This window comes from Nocardia sp. NPDC019323 (assembly GCF_044389845.1).
Taxonomy (GTDB): Bacteria; Actinomycetota; Actinomycetes; order Mycobacteriales; family Mycobacteriaceae; genus Nocardia; species Nocardia implantans.
Window position 1 is genome coordinate 55,624 of sequence record NZ_JBIRYN010000002.1, and the last position, 21,045, is coordinate 76,668.

At 69.7% G+C, this 21,045-nt stretch carries 20 protein-coding genes; 13 read left to right on the forward strand and 7 right to left on the reverse strand.

From position 1 onward, the window contains the following. Nucleotides 1-263 precede the first annotated feature (263 nt). Nucleotides 264-1,889 carry a MinD/ParA family protein gene (locus ACH49X_RS07760; protein WP_195079812.1) on the forward strand — a complete coding sequence of 542 codons (1,626 nt, stop codon included), beginning with the start codon at nt 264-266 and terminating at the stop codon, nt 1,887-1,889. A 25-nt stretch (nt 1,890-1,914) separates the two neighbouring features. On the opposite strand, the gene ACH49X_RS07765 is transcribed toward ACH49X_RS07760, so the two are convergent. After that, entirely contained in the window at nt 1,915-2,844 is a 930-nt protein-coding gene (locus ACH49X_RS07765; RefSeq protein WP_195079908.1) for a LysR family transcriptional regulator, read from the reverse strand. Nucleotides 2,845-2,954: 110 nt separating this feature from the next. Here ACH49X_RS07765 and ACH49X_RS07770 point away from each other — a divergent pair, with 110 nt between their 5' ends. From ACH49X_RS07770 to ACH49X_RS07790, 5 genes are all read left to right on the forward strand, one after another. After that, on the forward strand, nt 2,955-3,896 hold the full coding sequence (locus ACH49X_RS07770; RefSeq protein WP_195079811.1) for an EamA family transporter: 942 nt from the start codon (nt 2,955-2,957) through the stop codon (nt 3,894-3,896). Between the two features lie 144 nt (nt 3,897-4,040). Further along, nucleotides 4,041-5,816, forward strand: a complete 1,776-nt coding sequence (locus tag ACH49X_RS07775; RefSeq protein WP_195079810.1) for an FAD-dependent oxidoreductase — start codon at nt 4,041-4,043, stop codon at nt 5,814-5,816. Nucleotides 5,817-5,892: 76 nt separating this feature from the next. After that, nucleotides 5,893-6,531, forward strand: a complete 639-nt coding sequence (locus ACH49X_RS07780; RefSeq protein WP_195079809.1) for a pyridoxamine 5'-phosphate oxidase family protein — start codon at nt 5,893-5,895, stop codon at nt 6,529-6,531. A 65-nt stretch (nt 6,532-6,596) separates the two neighbouring features. Beyond that, nucleotides 6,597-7,835 (forward strand): Mur ligase family protein, encoded by a 1,239-nt coding sequence (locus ACH49X_RS07785; RefSeq protein ID WP_357108592.1) that lies wholly within the window; start codon nt 6,597-6,599, stop codon nt 7,833-7,835. Continuing rightward, complete coding sequence (locus ACH49X_RS07790; protein ID WP_039794476.1) at nt 7,832-8,542, forward strand: type 1 glutamine amidotransferase; 711 nt, start codon at nt 7,832-7,834, stop codon at nt 8,540-8,542. Before ACH49X_RS07785 ends, ACH49X_RS07790 begins: the two co-directional genes overlap by 4 nt. Before the next feature lie 313 nt (nt 8,543-8,855). On the opposite strand, the gene ACH49X_RS07795 is transcribed toward ACH49X_RS07790, so the two are convergent. Together ACH49X_RS07795 and ACH49X_RS07800 are read right to left on the reverse strand one after the other, a co-directional pair. Then, a complete protein-coding gene (locus ACH49X_RS07795; RefSeq protein WP_357207009.1) occupies nt 8,856-9,752 on the reverse strand; it encodes a transglutaminase family protein in 897 nt (298 codons plus the stop codon). After that, the gene (locus ACH49X_RS07800; protein ID WP_357207011.1) at nt 9,749-12,760 is read right to left on the reverse strand and encodes a circularly permuted type 2 ATP-grasp protein; all 3,012 of its coding nucleotides are present in this window, start codon (nt 12,758-12,760) and stop codon (nt 9,749-9,751) included. Before ACH49X_RS07800 ends, ACH49X_RS07795 begins: the two co-directional genes overlap by 4 nt. A gap of 277 nt (nt 12,761-13,037) precedes the next feature. Here ACH49X_RS07800 and ACH49X_RS07805 point away from each other — a divergent pair, with 277 nt between their 5' ends. Then, complete coding sequence (locus ACH49X_RS07805) at nt 13,038-13,244, forward strand: hypothetical protein (RefSeq protein ID WP_195079806.1); 207 nt, start codon at nt 13,038-13,040, stop codon at nt 13,242-13,244. 21 nt (nt 13,245-13,265) lie between these two features. Next, entirely contained in the window at nt 13,266-13,910 is a 645-nt protein-coding gene (locus ACH49X_RS07810) for a hypothetical protein (protein WP_195079805.1), read from the forward strand. A 6-nt stretch (nt 13,911-13,916) separates the two neighbouring features. Here the strand turns inward: ACH49X_RS07810 and ACH49X_RS07815 are convergent, their stop codons facing one another. From ACH49X_RS07815 to ACH49X_RS07825, 3 genes are all read right to left on the reverse strand, one after another. Continuing rightward, on the reverse strand, nt 13,917-14,534 hold the full coding sequence (locus ACH49X_RS07815) for a LysE family translocator (RefSeq protein WP_195079804.1): 618 nt from the start codon (nt 14,532-14,534) through the stop codon (nt 13,917-13,919). Nucleotides 14,535-14,597: 63 nt separating this feature from the next. Beyond that, nucleotides 14,598-15,206: a recombination mediator RecR gene (recR, locus tag ACH49X_RS07820; protein WP_195079803.1), complete on the reverse strand. Its 609-nt coding sequence runs from the start codon at nt 15,204-15,206 to the stop codon at nt 14,598-14,600. Nucleotides 15,207-15,219: 13 nt separating this feature from the next. Further along, complete coding sequence (locus ACH49X_RS07825; RefSeq protein ID WP_195079802.1) at nt 15,220-15,552, reverse strand: YbaB/EbfC family nucleoid-associated protein; 333 nt, start codon at nt 15,550-15,552, stop codon at nt 15,220-15,222. 192 nt (nt 15,553-15,744) lie between these two features. On the opposite strand from ACH49X_RS07825, the gene ACH49X_RS07830 reads away from it, so the two are divergent. The 3 genes from ACH49X_RS07830 to ACH49X_RS07840 are packed head-to-tail and all read left to right on the forward strand — an operon-like array spanning nt 15,745 to nt 17,593. Continuing rightward, nucleotides 15,745-16,368: a hypothetical protein gene (locus tag ACH49X_RS07830; RefSeq protein ID WP_195079801.1), complete on the forward strand. Its 624-nt coding sequence runs from the start codon at nt 15,745-15,747 to the stop codon at nt 16,366-16,368. A gap of 51 nt (nt 16,369-16,419) precedes the next feature. Next, nucleotides 16,420-17,232: a MerR family transcriptional regulator gene (locus ACH49X_RS07835; RefSeq protein WP_195079800.1), complete on the forward strand. Its 813-nt coding sequence runs from the start codon at nt 16,420-16,422 to the stop codon at nt 17,230-17,232. Between the two features lie 13 nt (nt 17,233-17,245). Further along, complete coding sequence (locus ACH49X_RS07840; RefSeq protein ID WP_195079799.1) at nt 17,246-17,593, forward strand: VOC family protein; 348 nt, start codon at nt 17,246-17,248, stop codon at nt 17,591-17,593. Nucleotides 17,594-17,648: 55 nt separating this feature from the next. On the opposite strand, the gene ACH49X_RS07845 is transcribed toward ACH49X_RS07840, so the two are convergent. Next, nucleotides 17,649-18,083 (reverse strand): SRPBCC family protein, encoded by a 435-nt coding sequence (locus tag ACH49X_RS07845; RefSeq protein WP_195079798.1) that lies wholly within the window; start codon nt 18,081-18,083, stop codon nt 17,649-17,651. A gap of 206 nt (nt 18,084-18,289) precedes the next feature. On the opposite strand from ACH49X_RS07845, the gene ACH49X_RS07850 reads away from it, so the two are divergent. Both ACH49X_RS07850 and ACH49X_RS07855 read left to right on the forward strand, forming a co-directional pair. Then, nucleotides 18,290-19,732: an FAD-binding oxidoreductase gene (locus ACH49X_RS07850; protein WP_195079906.1), complete on the forward strand. Its 1,443-nt coding sequence runs from the start codon at nt 18,290-18,292 to the stop codon at nt 19,730-19,732. Continuing rightward, the gene (locus tag ACH49X_RS07855; RefSeq protein ID WP_195079797.1) at nt 19,729-21,045 is read left to right on the forward strand and encodes a class I SAM-dependent methyltransferase; all 1,317 of its coding nucleotides are present in this window, start codon (nt 19,729-19,731) and stop codon (nt 21,043-21,045) included. Before ACH49X_RS07850 ends, ACH49X_RS07855 begins: the two co-directional genes overlap by 4 nt.

Sequence of the window (21,045 nt, forward strand, 5' to 3'; positions counted from 1 at the left end):
AGCGCGTCTCGGCACGCATCCGGACGGGCGCCGCGCGGGTTCACCGCGCGGCGCCCGATCTCGCTGGGGCAGACCGCTTGTCACGGGCGTCTCGCTCCCCATGCCCGGCACGCCTACCGCGACACGGGGTAGCGAACCCCGTGCTAGCGTTGGATTCGCACTCCAAGCGCCGAGCTCTCTGCTCGAACTCCCGAGCAGATGGGGGAACCGTGACAACAAACGACCACAATCCGACCTCTCCACCCTGGCTGCAGAGCCATTCCGTGGATACGGCCGAAGCCAGCGACGTGGAGTCATCGGCCAACGACCCGGCGGCCGAGCCGACCGGCGGCGCGGAAGCGAAGGAAACCGACGTGCCTGCCGGGGCGCCGCAGCCGGACGCCCAACTCGAACAGCTGGAGCCGCAAGGCTCGACGGAGCAGACCACGGCCTACCCGCAAGCCGCCGCACCGGTGCAGGCCTGGGCTCCCCCGCAGGACGGACCGGCCGAACCCTACGGTTCGTACGCCCCGCCTCCTCCCGGCGCGTATCCCCCTCCGTCGCCCTTTCCTGGAGAGGCGTTCGCTACCGGCGCATTTCAGCCGCAGCCGGGCCACAGCGGTAGCCATCCGGTAGCCACCCCGCCGGAGCCCAACCAGGGTTACGGGGACTACCGCCATGACATCGGCGGCGACGGCCTGGCCAGGCACGCGCCCATGGATTCCGCGCAGCCGGAACCTCCTGCGCCGCAACTTGATCAGCCCAGCGGCCCGATCTACAGCTGGGCGCCGCCGCCTCCGCCGGTGACACATCAACCTCCGCCGCCCGCCTATCAACCGCCTCCGCCGCCGCTGGGGCAGCCGCAGGGGCCGAGCTGGCAGGGCGGCCCCGGGCCGCACCAGTCCGCGCTGCCGTTCCAACCGCAGCATGTGCCGCAGCCCGGCCAGCCCGGACATTCCGTGAACGACCTGAATCTGCTCCGGCGTGCCCGCAGGGCGCCGCGCAGCGGTTGGCGCCGCGCGGTGCACAAGGTGTCCGGCGGCATGATCAATCCGGGCGAGTCGGCGGCCGACATCGTCTACCAGGACTTGGTCGACCGGGTGAACCAGCCCGTGCGCGGTGATTACCGAATCGCGATCCTGTCGCTCAAGGGCGGCGTCGGGAAGACCACCACTACGGTTGGTCTCGGCTCCACCTTCGCCTCGCAGCGCGGCGACCGTGTCATCGCGATCGACGCCAACCCCGACCTGGGCACGCTCGCGCACCGGGTGCCGCGGCAGACCCGCTCCACCGTGCGCAACCTGCTCGAAGATCAGCACATCACCAGGTACTCCGACGTGCGGGCGCACACCTCGCAGGCGCCGAGCCGCTTGGAAGTGCTGGCCAGCGAACAGGATCCGGCGGTCTCCGAGGCGTTCAGCGAAGCGGACTACCGCAAGGCGATCGGCATCCTGCAGTCGTTCTACAACATCATCCTGACCGACTGCGGCACCGGCTTGATGCACTCCGCGATGGCGGGCGTGCTGGATATGGCGAGTTCGCTGGTGCTGGTCACCTCGCCCGCCATCGACGGCGCGCGCAGCGCGTCGGCCACGCTGGACTGGCTCGACCACCACGGCTACGGCAAGCTGGTGGAGCGAACCGTGGTGGTGGTGAACGCTTCCCGGCGCGGCGCGTCCACCGTCGACCTCGACCAGCTGCGCAAGCTGTTCCTCGATCGCACCCGCGCGGTGCAGGTCGTGCCGTTCGACGACCACCTCGCCGAAGGCGCGGAAATCGATCTGGAACTGGTGAGCAAGCCGACCCGGCGGGCGCTGCTGGAACTGGCGGCGATGGTCGCCGACGACTTCGGTTACGTCAGTTCGCAGGCCCAGCACCCCTATCGGCACCAGCCGCCGCCGGGATACTGATCGTCGTCGGCGCCGCCGCGCGGAGTCATATCCGCGCGGCGGAGCCGTTTCCGTGCGCGGAGTCGGCGGTCGCCAGTGCGGCGGCCGATTCGAACGCCGTGAGCACGGCCGCGATCGCGGGCCGGGCATCGGCCCTGGGCCGGGTCGCCAGTTCGTATATCCGGGCGGCTCGCACGCCGGACAGCCGCAGCACCGTCAAGTCGGGATGGCCCACCGCGTAGCGGGGCATGAGCGCGACGCCGTATCCGGTGGCCACCAGCGTTTCGATGACGCGAAAATCGTTGAGGCGCTGGGCGATGCGCGGCTGCACGCCGGTCACCGTGGCGATCGAGCGCAACACGTCGTCCACCGGGAAGCCGCCCCGCACGCTGAGCCAGGTCTCCTCGGCCAGTTCCTCCGGTGCGACGGCCGAACGGCCCGCGAGCCGATGCGTCGGCGCCGCGACCACATCGATCGGCTCGCGCATGAGCGCCCGGGTGGTGACCCGCGGGTCGGCGATGGGCGCGGCGTGTTCGTCACGATGGGTCAGCACCACGTCGTAGTCGGCGAGCAGGCGCGCCACTTCCGACGGCGGCACGTCCTCGTCCCGCGCGATCACCTCGACTCCGCTGTCCACCATGCCGGGCAGCACATGCGGCAGCAGCAACGCACCGCCCGAGGGGAACACCGCGACGCGGACCCGTCCGCGCGGCGAGCCGCGGTAGTGCGCCATCTCGGCGACCGCCCGGTCCATGGCGGCGAGCACTTCGTCGGCGCGCACCACCAGGGCGCGACCGGCGTCGGTGAGCCGCACGCGTCTGCCGTCCGGTTCGAGCAGGGCCACGCCCGCCTCCCGGGCGAGCACCTTGAGCTGCTGGGAAACGGCGGAGGGCGTCATGGACACGGCGGCCGCCACGGCGGCCACAGTGCCGCGATCGGCTAGTTCGCGCAGGATACGCAGACGCTCCAATGCCATGGGCGGGCCGGACGCGACAGGTTCGGAGCCGAAATCCATTAAGCTAAACTACATCATTGATACAGAATTATTCGATTGTCCTGATCTTTAGCGGACCGCACGATGAAGGCGTGACCAACCGTGACCGTCTGCTCGGCCTGACCGTCGTCCTGCTGTGGGGAGTGAACTTCCTCGCCATCCGGGTCGGGCTCGACCACTTCCCCCCGTTCTTCTTCGCTGCGCTGCGCTTCGCGGTGCTGGCGGTGCCCGCGCTGCTGTTCGTTCCGCGTCCCGCGGTGCGGATGCGTTGGATCCTGCTGTACGGGATCGGATTCGGCATCCTGCAGTTCGCGTTCCTGTTCACCGCGATGCGGGTGGGGATGCCGACCGGGCTCGCCTCGCTGGTGCTGCAATCCTCGGCGCCGTTCACCGTGCTGCTCGGCACGCTACTGCTGCGCGAGCGGATGCGCCCGGTGCAGGTCGCGGGCATCGCCGTCGCGGTGGCGGGCATGGCGGTGATCGGCTGGGACCGGCTCGCCCACGCCACCCTGCTCCCGGTGCTGCTGACCCTCGCCGGCGGGCTGGGCTGGGCCTTCGGCAACATCGGCGCGCGTCTGGCCGGCACCGAGTCCCCCGGCGTCAATCCGCTGCACCTCATGCTCTGGACCACGGCCATCCCACCGGTGCCGCTGTTCGCGCTGTCGGCGGTCGTCGAGGGGCCGACCACGGGAGCGCGCGCTCTGGGTGCGGCGTTCACGCCGACGGGTCTGCCCGCGCTCCTGGCGCTCGCCTATATCGCCGTCCTCGCCACCGTGGTGGGCACGGGGTTGTGGACCTACCTGCTCGGTCGCTATCCGGCCGGGCTGGTCGCGCCGTTCTCCCTGCTGGTCCCCATCGTCGGCATCGCGGCGGCTTGGACTTTCCTGGGCGAGACTCCGGCCCCGTTGTCGCTGATCGGCGGGGTTGTGGTGCTGGCCGGCGCGTTCGCCGCCACGTCGAGCAGGCCACGGGCGAACGCCCACGTCGAGGCATCGGGAACTGCCGCGATGGTGGGCGCCGGTCGCCCGGCCTGAGCGACGGCAGCGGTGTTCACTCCGACACGAGAATCGCACTCCGCGCCGGTCGCCGCACGGGGTCGGTGCGAATTGATCGGATTGTCGCTCTACAGTAGTGCGCGGCGTGGAAGTTGGTCCCGAGGCTAGGCAGCAGAGCGGCGCATGGCAGACAATCAGTGGACCGTATCGCGAAGAGCACTGCTTCGTAACACGGTCGCGGCGGGGGTGGCTACGGCGGGGGCGCTGACGGCGGGTGCGCTGAGACCCACGCCGGCGAGGGCGAATCCCGGTGGCAGAAGAGTCGCGGTACTCGGCGGCGGTGTCGCGGGCCTGACCGCGGCACACGAACTGGCGGAACGCGGGTTCCAGGTCACCGTCTACGAGAAGCGGGCGTGGGGCGGCAAGGCCCGCAGCGTCGGCGTGCCCGGCACCGGAACGGAAGGACGGCCGGACCTGCCCGGCGAACACGGCTTCCGCTTCTTCCCCGGCTTCTACCAGCACATCCCCGAAACCATGCGCCGAATCCCCTTCCCGGGCAACGCGAATGGCGTATGGGACAACCTCGTCGCGGTGCCGGAAGCACGATTCGCCCGGCACGGCGGCGACGACTTCCGCGTCCCGCTCGGGCCGCGCTCCCGCGCCGAATTCTCTCCCGACAGTTTCCGCGAAACGCTCGGCGCGGCGCTGTCGACCGCACTGAAGATGCCGCCGCACGAGGGCGTCTACTTCGCCGAACGCCTGCTGGTCTTCAACACCAGCTGCGATGCCCGCCGCCTCGGCCAGTGGGAGCGCACCTCCTGGCACGATTTCGTCGGCGGCCACGCGCGCTCGCACGAGTTCCGCGCGCTGCTGTCGCGCACGCTGACCAGCATCATGGTGGCCGCGAAAGAGAACATCGCCAGCGTGCGCACCATCGGCACCATGGGCGAGCAGTTCCTCGGCAACCCCATGGGGATCGGCAACGACGGCAGCTTGGACCGGGTGCTCAACGGCCCGACCAACGCGGTGTGGATCGAGCCGTGGACGCAGCGGATCCGGGAACTGGGAGCGCAGTTCGTGCTCGGCGCCGAAGCGCGCGAGCTCGAGGTGCGTGACCGCAGGATCGTCGCGGCCCGCGTCGTGGACGAGACCGGCGCGCAGCGCACGATCGAGGCCGACTACTTCGTCGTCGCGTTGCCCGCCGAACGGGCACGCACGCTGTGGTCGCCGCAAGTGCTCGCCGTCCAGCCCGAATTGGCCGGGATGGACAACCTGTTCACCGACTGGATGAACGGCATCCAGTTCTATCTGCGCCGATCGGCCGACATCTCCCGCGGCCACACCGCATACATCGACGCGCCGTGGTCGCTCACCTCGATCAGCCAGAACCAGCTGTGGCGCCGCAAGCTGACCGAATTCGGCGACGGCGGTGCGCAGGACTGTCTTTCGGTGGACATCTCCGACTGGAACACCCCCGGCATCCTGTTCGGCAAACCCGCGAAGGAGTGCACCCACGAGGAGATCGCTCGCGAGGCGTGGGCGCAGATCAGAGCCCACCTGGACGATCGCGGCGAAGTGCTGGGCGACGCCGACCTGCACTCCTGGTTCCTCGATCCGGGCATCACCTGGCAGGAGGGCCAGCGGCGCAACGCCAACGCCGACCCGCTGCTGATCAACACCGCCGGGTCGTGGGAGCACCGTCCGCAACCGCACGGCGCGCTGGAAAACCTCTTCCTGGCAGGCGATTACGTGCGCACGAACATCGACTTGGCGACCATGGAGGGCGCCAACGAGTCCGCCCGCGCGGCGGTGAACGCACTGCTGGACGTGGCCGGCTCGAACGCGGAGCGCTGCCGGATGTACACCCTCTACCGCGCCCCCGAACTGGAACCCCTGCGCCGGATCGACGCCGACCGCTTCGCAGCCGGGCTACCGAACATGTTCGACGTCCCGGTCTGAACGGATGTGATCGATCTCCTCTCGCCCGAACCCAATTCGATCGTCATTCCCCAGGCCGTGGTGCTTGAATCGAACTATGCGCGAGAGCACCGCCAACGACATCACCGACCCGGCGGATCTGCGGGCACTGCTCGGCGAGGTGGCGCCGCGCGTCGCGACCAAGGAGCGTCCCGTCCTGCACGCCAGGGACCGCGAGTGGATCGCGCTGTCCCCGTTCCTGGTGATGAGCACCTGCGACGCGAACGGGAACTGCGACGCCTCGCCGAAAGGCGACCCGGCGGGCTTCGTGCGGGTGCTCGACGACACCACCATCGCCATCCCGGAGCGCCCCGGTAACCGGCGCGCCGACGGCTACCTGAATATCCTGTCCAACCCGCACGTCGGCCTGCTGTTCATGATCCCTGGCCGCCGCGAGACGCTGCGGATCAACGGCCGCGCGCGGCTGGTGCGCGACGCGCCGTACTTCGACGACATGGTGGTGCGCGGCCACCGCCCGATCCTCGCCGTCGAGGTGAAGATCGACCAGATCTTCTTCCACTGCGCCAAGGCGTTCATGCGCAGCCACCTCTGGGAGCCGGATCAGTGGCCGCAGGACACCTTGCCGAGCGCTGCGCGCCTGGTCAAAGAGGTGCAGACGAACGTGACCGAGACGGTGGAGGAACTGGAGCGCTACTACGCGCCGGAGAACTACGCGGCCAAGCTCTACCAGGCGTGAGCCGCGTGGCCCACGCCACCCGACCGCGGCGCGCCCGGATCGCGCGTCGAACATAGACTCGCGGCGTGGCAGAACTATCGGTGCGCGGACGGCTCGCGCTGGCGGCGGCGGCCGCGGCGTCCTGGGCCTCGCAGAAGGCGGGTCGCGGCAAGGGCTCGATGATCGGCGGCCTGATCGCGTTGAAGATCGATCCGACCGTCATGGATCAGCTCGGGCAGCGACGGCGCACCGTGCTGGTGACCGGCACGAACGGCAAGTCGACCACCACGCGGATGACCACCGCCGCGCTCAGCACCCTCGGCGCGGTCGCGACCCAGGCCGACGGCGCGAACATGGACGCGGGCATCGTCGCCGCGCTGAACGCGCACCGGCGCGCGCCGCTGGCCGCGATCGAGGTGGACGAACTGCATCTACCGCACGTCACCGATTCGCTGAACCCCTCGGCGGTGGTGCTGCTGAACCTCAGCCGCGACCAGCTCGACCGGGTCGGCGAGATCAACATGATCGAGCGCAAGCTGCGCGCGGGCCTGGCCGAGCACCCGGCCACCGTGGTGGTCGCCAACTGCGACGACGTGCTGGTCACCTCCATCGCCTACGACCATCCCAACGTGGTGTGGGTCGCCGCGGGCAGCGGCTGGGCGATGGACGCGACCAGCTGCCCGCGCAGCGGCGAGCCGATCGTCTGGGAGGGCGCGCACTGGCGCAGCACCGGAGCGGATTTCCAGCGTCCCGAGCCCGATTGGTGGCTCGACGGGGACGATCTGGTCGGACCGGAGGGCAAGCGTTTCCCGCTGCGCCTGGCGCTGCCGGGCCGGGCCAACCGCGGCAACGCCGCACAGGCGGTGGCCGCCGCTGTCGCGCTCGGCGCCGACCCGGAGCAGGCCGTCGCGGCCGCGGGCACGGTGCGCGAGATCGCGGGCCGCTACCGCACCGTGCAGGTCGGCGAGCACGACGCGCGGCTGCTGCTGGCCAAGAACCCGGCCGGCTGGCAGGAGGCGCTGTCGATGATCGAGCCGACCTCGGCGGGCCTGGTGATCGCGGTGAACGGTCAGGTGCCCGACGGCGAGGACCTGTCCTGGCTGTGGGACGTGCGCTTCGAGCACTTCGAAGGCGTGCAGGTGGTTGCGGCGGGCGAACGCGCCACCGACCTCGCGGTGCGGCTGACCTACGCAGGCGTCGAGCACACCTTGGTGCCCGATCCGGTGCGCGCCATCGCGTCGTGCCCAGCGGGGCACGTGGAAGTGCTGGCCAACTACACCGCCTTCCGTGATCTCAACCGTGACCTCGAGGAGCGGGCCTCATGAGTGAATCGACCTTCCGCATCGGCTTGGTGCTGCCGGACGTGATGGGCACCTATGGCGACGGCGGCAACGCCCTCGTGCTGCGCCAGCGGCTGCGCATGCGCGGATACGACGCCGAGATCGTCGAGATCAACCTGTCGGAGCCGGTGCCGGATTCCCTGGACGTCTACACCCTGGGCGGCGCGGAGGACTCCGCACAGCGCCTGGCCACCCGGCACCTACAGCGCTACCCCGGTTTGCAGCGCGCCGCCGGGAGGGGCGCTCCGGTGCTGGCGATCTGCGCGGCCATCCAGGTGCTCGGCCAGTGGTACGAGACCTCGGCGGGCGAGCGGGTCGACGGCGTCGGCCTGCTCGACGTCACCACCTCGCCGCAGCACAAACGCGCCATCGGCGAGGTGACAACCACACCGCTGCTCGACGGGCTCACCGCCGCGCTCACCGGCTTCGAAAACCACCGGGGCGGAACCAAACTCGGCGGCGACGCGCACGGCCTCGCCCGCGTCACCCGCGGCGTCGGCAACGGCGTCGGCGACGGGCTGGAAGGCGTCGTGCAGGGCTCGGTGATCGGCACCTACATGCACGGCCCTGCGCTGGCCCGCAACCCCGAACTCGCCGACTTGCTGCTGATGCGCGCCCTCGGCGTCACCGAACTGGCCCCCCTCGATTTGCCCGAGGTCGACCAGCTCCGCCGGGAACGCCTGCGCGCCTGAACCGGCGCATCACGGTCGGACCAGGCCACCTGAGCCGCCACCGGCGCTCCTCGCAGGGCGGGCGGCGGCACGAGGCTGGGTAAGCGCCGGTCGCGTCTTGTGCACGGTGGATTCTCCGGCCGTCCTAGCACCATGAGCCGGACTACCTTCGTGTGCCGATGACGCGATAGGAGAGGTGGGAAGGAACCGGACCTCGAGGTCGCCGATGGCTTCATCGCCCTGGTCGACGGTGAGTTCGAACCCGATCCGCCGGGGGGCTGGTGGCTTCTGAGCCCGGCGAAGCGCGCCACCGGTGGATAGCAGGTCGTAGTGCTCAGGCGTCCACCTCGGTGACGTCGACGGAGACGGTGATCGTGCTGTCCTTGGCGTCGGTGTAGATGATGCCGCGCAAAGGAGGAACGTCGGCGTAGTCGCGGCCCCAAGCCACGGTGATGTACCGCTCGTCGCCGAGCTGGTCGTTGGTGGGGTCGAGGTCGATCCACCGGCCCGAGCGGTCGGGTCCCGCGCCGGGCGTCCACACCGCCGCCCAGGCATGCGTGGCGTCGGCGCCGACCATCCGCTCCTTGCCCGGCGGCGGATCGGTGGCCAGGTAGCCGGACACGTACCTGGCGGCGAGGCCGTGCGACCGCAGGCAGGCGACCGCGAGGCGCGCGAAGTCCTGACAGACGCCTGCGCGGGCCGCGAACACGTCGGCCACCCGGGTGGACACCGTCGTGGCGCCGGAACGGTAGGCGAAGTCGGTGTAGATCCGCGTGTTCAGCTCGGTCACCGCGTCCAGCAGCGGCCTGCCCGGCCACAAGGATTCGGCCGCGTACGCGACGAGCTCGGAAGTGATCTCCTCAGGGTGCAGATCGAGGGCGAACTCCACGGCGAACGGCCCGTTCGCCCCCGTCGGGCGCGCGCGTTCCCACGGTTCCGCCGCCGGGCCCGCGTCATCGCGGAAGGGAACGTCCACATCGACGAGTGATTCACCGACGACCGTCAAAGCGCGATGCTCCGTGGTGACGTGGAAATAGCACGTGATGTTGCCGTACACGTCCGCCCCGACCGACCGGTCCGATGGAGCGGGGTCGATCCGGATCTCATGGGCGAGCAAGCGCTGGCCGGGCAGATCACGCGGCGTCAAGTACGCGCGCCCGTAGGAGTTGATGACCTCGCCGGAGTACGAGTACTTGGTGCGATGCTCCACTCGGTAGCGCCGGCCGGTCATCCGACGACCTGCGCGCTGCCCCACAGCGGCTGGATGTCCACCGGCAGCGACAGCGTCGTGGTCTCGAAGGACTCGGATACCGCGCGCAGGCGCGAGTGCACTCCCTCCAGCAGCTCCGCCAGTTCGGTGCGCCGGTCGTCCGCGTCGGTGACCTCGAGGTCGTCGGGGTCGAGGCGGCGCAGCATGCGGCGCGCGTCCGCCAGCAGCCGCTGTGGACGCGACGAGCCGGACGCGCCGGGCAGCGCCTGGAAATCGGCGTGCAGGCGGCCCAGCTGATAGGCCAGCGAGCGCGGATTGGCGGTGTCGAACAGCAGCAGCTCGGCGACATCCGATATCCGCACCGAATCCTGGTGCCGCCGACGGTAGCTCACCGACGACTCGGTGGCGCGCAACACCCATTCGGTGACCTCGCGCTCGATCTCCTCCGGGTAGCGCTGGGTCAGCGCGGCCGACAACACGGCGGTCAGGGCGAGGCCACGCTCGATCCGTTTGCCGATGTCCCTGACGTGCCACCCGGTGTCGCGGATCAGCGACTCGCCGTCGATCCCGGACAGCGCGAGCAGCCCGGCCAGGGTCCGCGAATGCACGTCCGACAGCTCCGCCTCCTGATCGTCCACCGCGGCCAGGTAGCAGGCCAGCGCGCGTTCGACCGCGCCGAGGATCATCCAGGTGTCCACCGACAGCTGGTCGCGCACGGCACGCGCGGCGTTGCCGTACCGATCGATGGCGAAGGCCAGTGATCCTGGCAGCTCCCGGTCGATCGTCAGCGCGACGAGGTAGTCGTGGCCCGCGCGGGACGCGCCCGGCACTCGGTGTGCCCGCGGGGCGGTGTCCTGCGCCGCACCGGTCGTCTCGTCGTCCGGTCGTTCGGCGACGGCCTCCATACCGGCCGTAACGGGTTGTGCCACACCGGCCACGGCTTCGTCCCTGGTCACGGCGGAGCGGCGTTCGATACCGGAATCGACCGCACGCCGAGCAGGCTCGGTGGCGGGAACATCCTCGGCCGACCGGCGACCGGGAGACCGCGACGCCGGGGTGCCCTCCGCGCGCTCGCCCGTACCGGGCAGCGCCGGTAGGGCATCGGAAGACCAGGCGGGCGAGCGCTCGTCCCCGTACTGCGTGACACCTCCATCGAGGCCTGCCCCCGACGGAGCGAGCATGCCGCGATCGGCCGAACTCTGCTGCGGCGCTGGGGCTCTCACCTCGGCGCCGAAAAGTCCGTCGGTCGGCGCAGGGGTGGCGGTGGTCCGGCCGAGCGCGGTCAGGAGGATCGGCAACGCGCCCGCGCCTTCCAGCCACGGCCGGTACCGGAACTCCTGGTAGCGCTCGTGGGTGGCGATGAGAAGCCGGGCGGTGTCCTCCGCGCGCTCGCCGTAGCGGCCGATCCAGAACAGGTCGTTGAGCACGCGCGGAGAGCTGATCGCCGCGACGACCGGAGCGGTGCGCCGCGGCTCGCGCGGCGGCTCGGTGCTGATCGCGGCGGCGGCCGTCGGCGCGGCGCGCACCCAGATGTCCTTGGCGGCGACTTTGCGCGCGACACGGTCGGTCGTGCGCTGCCGCACCTGGCCGAGACCGCCGGACAGCACGGTGTAGCCGCGCCGATGGGCGAGCGAGAACAAGCGCATGCCGACCGGAGCCGCGGCGAGGCCGGCCTGCTCGCGGACGGCGGGCGCGACGGAGAACTGTGCCGGTTCCTGGCCCACCCACTGCCATCCGTGCGCACCGATGCGCGCCTTCAGCTCGTCGCGCTGCTCCCGGCTCAGCTCGGGACCGAACAGCGCGGCGCCGTGGACCGCCGAACGGAGAACCAGCTTGTCCAGATTCGCGATCAGATGCTCCCGCTCCCGCTCCCGCCCGCCCCAGTACGAGGGCGCGCTGTCCAGCAGCAGGTCCTCACCGAGCAACGCGCGCGCCAGGGCGGGCAGGAATCCGGTCAGCGCGGGATTCTCCAGCAGTCCGCTGCCGAGCGTGTTCACTACGGTCACCGCGCCCCGGCGCAGCACCTCGACCAGGCCGACCACGCCCAGTCGCGAATCCGGCCGTAGGTCCAGCGGATCGGACAATTCGGCCTCGATCCGGCGCAGCACCACGTCCACCCGCTTCAGCGTGCCGAGCGAGCGCATCCACAGCGCGCCGTCGCGCACCACCAGGTCCGCGCTCTCCACCAGCGGAAAGCCGAGGGTGGAGGCGAGATAGGCCTGATCGAACGCGGTCTCGGAATGCACGCCGGGGCTGAGCACGACGACCACCGGCTCGTCGTCGTCGGTCTGCGCGGATTCGATCAGCATCAACCGCATCGCCCTGGCGAAAGGCGTCAGCGGACGGGGATTCGCGTGCTCGAACGCCTCCGGGATCGCCGTCGCCACCACCCTGCGGTCGGCCAGCGCGTATCCGACGCCGGAAGGCGCCTGCGCCCAGTCCGCGAGCACGCGGAAGCGGCCGTCGCTCCAGCGGCTGAGATCGCAGGCGTGCAGGAACAACTGGTGGCGCCCCGGCACGGTGATGCCGTGCGCGGCCCGCACGTAGCCGCGGTGGCCGAACACGATCTCCGGCGCGATCAACCCCGAGGCGAGCGTCCTGCGCGGCCCGTAGATGTCGGTGAGCACCTCGTCGAGCACGCGGGAACGTTGTTCCAGCCCGGCTTCCAGCCGGCTCCAGTCGTCCGCGGCGACCGGCAAGGGAATCGGATCGAGGCGCCACGGCGCCGGGGTCGCGGCTTCGGCCGACGCGCCGGCCTCGAGGTAGCTGATGCCGTCGTCATCGATCAGCCTGCGCACCCGGCTGTCCAGCCTGCCGAGACCGTCCTCGCCGAGTTCGGCGAAGTCCGCGGACAATTGCGACCACACCCGGCGCACCTTGCCGTCCACGTCGACCAGTTCGTCGTAATAGCCCGCGACGGGCGCGCCGCACTCGTCGTAGGCGGCGGTGGCGGCGGCCTCACCGCGATAGCGCGCGACCTGTTCGCGCACGGTGGTCGCGGTCACCCGCCGCTCATCGCGCAACGTCACCGCGCCGACCTCACTTTCGCCGCCGTCCGTGCCCAACGGTCGCCGAATGCTGTCCAGGCGGTCAGTACCGATCGCGCCCGGGGCACCGCAAGTGTGGGCTGTGCAGCCATTTTCGCATGTCACGGCTAGCGCACCTGGCACATCGGCGGTGCGTCCACGTCCGGTTGCACGATGTTTGCCCGATACTCGACTGTGCGACACACGGGCGCGGGTCCCACCGCGCGGCCCGCGCCGGTGGTATCACCGAACGACGACAACGATCTCGTCAGGAGGTCATATGCGTAAATCCAACTGCTCTTCTTGCGAATCCGCGTTCGACCACTGCCACGGCACCCTGATCGTGCACGTGAGCCGGATCGCCGAATGCACCGACGAGCACTGCCTCGAACTCGACCACGCCAGGCACGCCTTCGTCCTCGATTGCCGCGACCTCGCCGGCGGCTGCCGGTGCGGCGAGGACGAGACGGCCCGGCGCCGCGCCTGAACGGTTCCGTACTCTGGCCCGGTGAGCTATGACCACGTGTTGCTGCCGTCCGGAGTCGCGTCGTCGATCGCGGAGGTCGACGCCTACCTGAGCACTCAGCAGGGCGTCCCCGAGTCGGAGGCGGTCGCGCGGATCGCCGCCGAACTGAACAGACGCAACGCGGAACTGCCCGAGGAGGACAACTTCCTCAGCACCGCGCCGGTCGGCGGCGCGGCCACCGGCGCGGCACTGCACGTGGCCTGCCCCTACGACGCGATCGGCTTCGTCCGCCACTTGCTGTTCGAACTCGCCACACCGTTGAACTACGCCGTCTACGACCCGCAGCTGGCCTGGCTGATCGATCCCGCCGGGCATGTCAGGGCCATCGTCACCCACGGCGGCGCGGGCGAGTTCCCGTACCTGACCGAAGCGCTGGTCCAGCAGTGGATCCCGGAGCTGAGCCCGCCCAACCCGTATCTCGTCGTCGAACGCGGCGAGCAGTTCTACATACAGACCTACCGGGAGAACTCGGGCGCTTACACCGTGGAATACCGGGACGGCTCCCCCGACAAGCATTTCGGCACCACCGTCTCCGATCCCGCCACCGTGGCCGCGCTCATCTGGGGCTGGGCCAACGACGACCGCTCCCGCTTCACCGGCCTGCCCTGGGCGCGCGTCGATCTCTGAACCCGGTCACTGGTTCTGAACGGCCAACCGGCCCGCGAGCGCGAGGAACGAGGCGCCGAAGACCCTGCGCGTCCAGGTGACCACGGCTGGGCGGGAAACGACCTGATCGCGGACGGCGGCGGCACACGCGCCGTACACCGCGAACACCACCAAGGTGGCGAGCATGAAGATGCCGCTCAATTCGAGCATGCGGGCCAGCGCGTCCGGCGTGCCGGTGGGTACGAACTGCGGCAGGAACGCGAAGAAGAAGATGGTCAGTTTGGGGTTGAGCAGGTTCAGCAGCACCGCCGAGGCGATCACTTTCCGCACCGTGGGCGCGGTGTGCCCGGTCTGCTCCGGCACGGCGAGCGCGCCCTTGTCCCGGAACGTGGTCCAAGCCATGTACACCAGGTAAGCGACGCCCAGGTACTTCAGCGTCTGGAACGCGACCGCGCTGGCGTCGAGCAGCGCGGCCAGACCCGTGATGGCCGCGATCAGGTGCGGGACGATGCCGAGCGTGCAACCGAAGGCCGCGATCACCGCGGCCCGCGCACCGCGAGACAGCCCCGCCGCCAACGTGAACAGCACACCGGTGCCGGGGGTGGCGACGATGACGAGCGTCGTCAGCACGAATTCGATGCTCATCCCCGACACGGTAACGCACGCCCGGCGCGGCGCAATGCCCGTGCCGGGAGGCGCTTTCGGGAGCTACAGCGCGCGTCGGCCGGACAGCGCGCGCCCGAGGGTCAGCTCGTCGGCGAACTCGAGGTCGCCGCCCATCGGCAGGCCCGAAGCCAGCCTGGTCACGCTCAGACCGGGGAAGTCGCGCAGCATGCGGACCAGATAGGTGGCGGTGGCCTCGCCTTCGGTGTTCGGATCCGTCGCGATGATCACCTCGCTGACGTCGACGCCGTCCTCCTGATTACCGATGCGCGCCAGCAGTTCCCGGATCCGCAGTTGGTCGGGACCGATGCCGCTGAGCGGATCGAGTGCGCCACCGAGCACGTGGTATCGACCGCGGAATTCCCTGGTGCGCTCGATCGCCTGCACGTCCTTGGGCTCCTCGACCACGCAGATCATGGTCCGGTCCCGGCGCGGGTCGGCGCAGATGCGGCACAGCTCGCCGTCGGAGACCGTCCCGCAGCTCACGCAGAACTGCACACCGTCGCGCACCTTCTGCAGCGCGGCCTGCAGCCGGTCGATCTCCGGCGGCTCCACGTGCAGCAGGTGAAAGGCGATGCGCTGCGCGCTCTTCGGACCGACGCCGGGCAGCTTGCCCAATTCGTCGATCAGATCCTGGACCGGACCCTCGTACAACTGCTACCTCGGCTCAGAAACCGGGCAGCGAACCGCCGCCGAAGCCACCGGACAGCGGTCCGAGCCGTTCGGCGGCGATGCGCTGCGCGTTGGCCATCGCGTCGTTGACCGCGCCGATGACCAGGTCCTGCAACGTCTCGACGTCGTCGGGATCCACGGCCTTCGGGTCGATGGTCAGCGACACCACCTCACCGCTCGCCTTGAGCCTGACCTGCACCAAGCCGCCGCCTGCCGCGCCGTCCACCTCGGTCGCCGCGATCTCGGCCTGCGCCTCCATCACCGCCTGCTGCATCTGCTGCGCCTGGGCGAGCAACTGTTGCATATCGAACTGGCCACCTGGCTGCACGGGAGAGTCCTCTCTGGAGAAGGTGTCATCGGCCAGCCTAGTCCTGCCGCGGCGCGGCAACGGCGCGGCCCGACGGTCCCGGGTGCGCGGCGCATGGTGGATAACAGGTTGGGTAGTTCCGATTGGAACCGACCGATCGCGCCCTACCATCGACACCTAGTCGGAGCGCGGTGGGCAAACCTGGAGCCAAAGATGATCGCAGTTCGTGCACGTTTCCTGAGCACCCTGGTGCTCACGCTCGGTGTTCCCGGCATCTTTCTCGGCGCCGCGGCGTCCGCGGACCCGGATATCACCGATGCGACCGAGGTGATCGACACGCAAGAGGCCGTCGAGCCCGCGACCGCCCCGGCGGTCGCCGACTACGGGGGCGGCTGCGTCCTCTACCCCGACGACAAGGCGGCGACGCTCGATTCGCTGCGCTTCCGGTGCTCCCCGGAGCAGCAGGACGCCATCTTCCGCGCCGCGCCTCTCGGCGCCGTTCCGGTCGGCGTGAAATCGGGCTGGGTCACTCGTCCGCCGGTCATGCAGGCCGTCGCGCCACCGCTGTGGATCGGCAAGACCTTCTACACCGGCCCGGACGGCGGCTACCTGATGAACCGGATCACCGGCGCGGGCATCGAGGGCTGGCGCGCCGACGTCTACTCCGCGCCCGCCCTGACCGACGGGCAGCCCGCTTGGGCACTGAACTACGCACCGTCCCCGACGCCGCCGGTCTACGACGAGATCCGGGAGGTCACTCCCGGTGTGTGGTTCGGCTACTCGTGGTGGCGCGGCGCGTTCCAGACCACCCTGCTGCTGACCTTCGCGCTCGCCTGAACAACGGGTGTCGTTTGACCCTCCCGCCACTGGAGGGTGTTGGCTGATGCCATGACGGCGACCGTCCCCATCGGGGAATTCTCCAGGCTGAGCAATCTCAGCGTGAAGACGTTGCGCTACTACCACGAGATCGGCCTGCTCGCTCCGGCCGATATCGACGCGAGTTCGGGCTATCGCCGGTACGCGACGGCGCAGGTGACCCAGGCTCAGTTGATCCGGCGGCTGCGTGAGCTGGACATGCCGGTTCCGGAGATCCGCGCCGTGCTGGCCGCGCCGGACGAGAACGCGCGTGACGCCACGCTGCGCGCGCATCTGGAGCGTATGGAGGCCGAGCTGGCCCGTACCCGCGCGGTCGTGGCCTCGCTGCGCGCGCTGCTGACGCCGTCCGCTCCGATCACCGTGGAGTATCGCGCGGTCGCGGCGTTCCCGGCGGCGGCGATCGGCGCGACGGTGGCGCGCGAGCACATCGGCGAGTGGTGCGCTTCGACGTTCCAGGCGTTGTACGAGGCGCTGGCCGCCGCGAACATCGCGCCAGCGGGCGTCGGCGGCGCCACCTACGGCACCGATTTCTTCGAACAGGACGAGGGCGAGGTCGTCGCGTTCGTGCCGGTCGCCGACGCGGAGGTGGCCCTGCCCCCGCGGCTTTCGGCGATCGAGTTACCCGCGCGCCGTTTCGCCGTCGCCGTGCACGAGGGCCCGTTCGTCGATTTCGACCGCACCTACGGCGCGCTCGGCAGTCATGTCGCCGAACACGATGTGGCGCTGCCGGAGCCGATCCGCGAGATGTACCTGCTCGGACCGGACGTGTCCGACGATCCCGCCGCCTACCGGACCGAAGTGTGCTGGCCCGTGGCCCAGCCGTGAAAAGGAGATATCCATGACGATCTCGATCGCCCACGTCACCATCGATTGCGCGAATGCGGGCGCACTCGCCGAATTCTGGTCACGATTGCTGGACACGCCCGTCGATCCCGGCCCCACCCCGGAGTTCGCCACCGTCGGCCGTACCACGGGCGCCGCGACCCCGCTGATGTTCATCCGGGTGCCCGACAAGAACCCTGGCAAGAACGTCATCCACCTCGACCTGCTCGCTTCCGGCCGGGACGAGGTCGAACGCGCGATCGATCTGGGCGCGAAGCACGTCGCCGACTTCGACGAGTGGGGCATGAAGTGGACGACGCTGGCCGATCCCGAGGGAAACCTCTTCGACGTCGCGGCCGAGTAGACCGCGTGCAGACCCGCGACGACGGCCCGAACGGACCGTCGTCGCGTCCGTCCGATCAGGCCAGTTCGCGCTGCAGGTTGGCGAGCACTTCGGCCTGGATCTTCTTCAGCCCGAGCGGCGCGAAGATGCCCTCGAAGATGCCCGCGATGCCGCCAGCGCCCTTCCAGGTGGTGCGCAGCGTGACCCGCGCGCCCGTGCCCTCCGGGGTGACGGTCCAGGTGTTCACCAAGGTGGAGTTCGAGTCACGCTCGGTGACAATGGAATCGGACACCGTGACCACCGCGTGCACGTTGCGCGAGCGCTTCTCGGTGGCCTGCAACGTCCACTCCGCGACGGTGCCCGCGCCCTTGCCGCCCTCGACCACCTTGTAGTCGCGGTAGTGCGAGGAGAGGATGCGCGGACGCACCGTGTCGTAGTCGGCGATGGCCTCCAGCGCACGCTGCGGATCCGCCGCCACGTCGATCGAACTACTGGCGCTGACCTGTCCCACAATGAGCTCCTTGTCCGGATGCGGTGTCTCGACGGATCTCCATCCTGCCCTGCCCGCGCCGGAGCGAAGCGGCGAGGGCGCAGCGTGTGGCGAACTTCTCCGGACAATTCGGTATTCCCCTTCGCAACATATGCGTGACATTTCTCCACGACCGTGGCCGAGCGGTGGCCCCGCCGAATGGTCCGTACTAGCGTCGAGGGGTGGCAGTGAGTCTGTTGGGGAAGGCCGGACACCCACCGGCCGCACGCGAATCAGGATTTGCCGCGCATCGAGCGGGCGTGGACCGCCTCCTGGCGAGTTACCGCGCCATACCCGAGCACGCCAACGTCCGTTTGGCCAAGAAGACCTCGAACCTATTCCGCGCCAGGGCCAAGAACACCGCGCCCGGCCTCGACGTCTCGGGGCTGACCAGGGTGATCGCGGTGGACCCCGCCGCGAGAACCGCCGACGTGGCCGGCATGACCACCTACGAGGAGCTGGTCGCCGCCACCCTCCCGTACGGGCTCGCGCCGCTGGTGGTCCCCCAGCTCAAAACCATCACGCTGGGCGGCGCGGTCACCGGACTCGGCATCGAGTCCACCTCCTTCCGCAGCGGCCTGCCGCACGAGTCGGTGCTGGAGATGGACGTGCTGACCGGCGCGGGCGAGATCCTCACCGCCACGCCGGACAACGAACACGCCGATCTGTTCCGCGGCTTCCCGAATTCCTACGGCACGCTGGGCTACACGGTCCGGCTCAAGATCGAGCTGGAAGAAGTCCAGCCGTACGTCGCGCTGCGGCATCTGCGCTTCCGGGACCTGCGCGAACTGGAGGCCACCCTCGCGACGATCGTCACCGACCGGGTGCACGCGGGCGAGCCCGTCGACTATCTCGACGGCGTCGTGTTCTCCGCCGAGGAGAGCTATCTGACGCTGGGCCGCAGGACCGACGAACCCGGCCCGGTCAGCGACTACACCGGAATGGACATCTACTACCGGTCCATCCAGCACGACGGCGACACGCCCAAGCGCGACCGCCTGACCCTCCACGACTACCTGTGGCGCTGGGACACCGACTGGTTCTGGTGCTCGCGCGCCTTCGGCACGCAGAATCCGAAGATCCGCCGGTTCTGGCCGAAGCGCTACCGGCGCAGCAGCTTCTACTGGAAGCTGGTGGCCCTGGACCACAAGTACGACATCGGCGACAAGCTGGAGGCCCGCAAGGGCAATCCCCCACGGGAGCGGGTCGTGCAGGACATCGAAGTGCCGGTGGAACGCACCGCCGACTTCATGGAGTGGTTCCTGCGCGAGATCCCGATCGAGCCGATCTGGCTGTGCCCGCTGCGTTTGCGCGAGACCGGCGGCGCCGAACGCCCCGGCGGACGCACTTGGCCGCTGTATCCCTTGGAGCCGGGCCGCACCTACGTCAACGTCGGATTCTGGTCGGCCGTGCCCACCGTCCCCGGGCAGCAGGAGGGCGCGGCCAATCGCGCCATCGAGCAGAAGGTGACCGAATTCGACGGTCACAAGTCGCTGTACTCGGATTCCTATTACGACAAGGATGAGTTCGCGGCGCTCTACGGCGGAAACACCTACACCGAACTGAAGAAACGCTACGACCCGGACCAGCGCCTGCTGGATTTGTATTCGAAGGCGGTGCAACGCAAATGACGACATTCAAGGACCGTTCCGATGTCTTTGCCGATCTCGGGACCAAACTCAGCATTGCCGAGATCTTCGAGACCCTCGTCGAGGGCGAAGTCCCGATCCGGTTGACGGCCTACGACGGCAGCGCGACCGGCCCCGAGGACTCGCGGTTCGCCCTGGACATCCGGACCCCGCGCGGCATCAACTATCTGGCCACGGCCCCCGGTGACCTCGGCATGGCCCGCGCCTACATCTCGGGCGACATGACCGCCAGCGGCGTGCACCCGGGTGATCCGTACGAGCTCCTGAAGGCGATGGACGGGTTGAAGTTCCGCCGTCCGTCCGCGCTGGCCCTGGTGACCATCGCGCGCTCGCTGGGCTGGGAGCGGCTCAAGCCGGTCGCCCCGCCGCCGCAGGAGACGCTGCCGCGCTGGCGGCGGATCGCTTTCGAGGGGCTGCGCCACTCCAAGACGCGCGACGCCGAAGCCATCCACCACCACTACGACGTGTCGAACGCCTTCTACGAGTACGTACTCGGCCCGTCGATGACCTACACCTGCGCGGCCTACGGCGACGAGAGCTGGACGCTCGAGCAGGCACAGGAGAACAAGTACCGCCTGGTCTTCGAGAAGCTGCGGTTGAAGGAGGGCGACCGGCTGCTCGACATCGGCTGCGGCTGGGGCGGCATGGTGCGCTACGCCGCCAAGCGCGGCGTCAAGGTGATCGGCGCGACGCTCTCGGCCGAGCAGGCGGACTGGGCGCAGAAGAAGATCGCCGAGGAGGGCCTGGCCGATCTGGCCGAGGTGCGGCACTCCGACTACCGCGACGTGCCGGAGGGCGAGTTCGACGCGGTGTCCTCGATCGGGCTCACCGAGCACATCGGGGTGCACAACTACCCGTACTACTTCGAGTACATCAAGAACAAGCTGCGCGACGGCGGCCTGTTCCTGAACCACTGCATCACCCGCCCGGACAACACCCGCACCACCAAGGCGGGTGATTTCATCGACCGCTACGTGTTCCCCGACGGCGAGCTGATCGGCTCCGGCCGGATCATCTCCGAGATCCAGAACATCGGGCTCGAGGTGCTGCACGAGGAGAACCTGCGCGAGCACTACGCCCTGACCCTGCACGAATGGTGCAAGAACCTGGTCGCCAACTGGGACGCCTGCGTCGCGGAGGTCGGCGAGGGCACCGCGAAGGTGTGGGGACTGTACATGGCCGGCTGCCGGCTCGGCTTCCAGCGCAACGTGGTGCAACTGCACCAGGTGCTCGGCGTCAAGGTGCCGTCCGACGGCGACTGGACCGTGCCGCTGCGCCCGTGGTGGCAGCCGTGA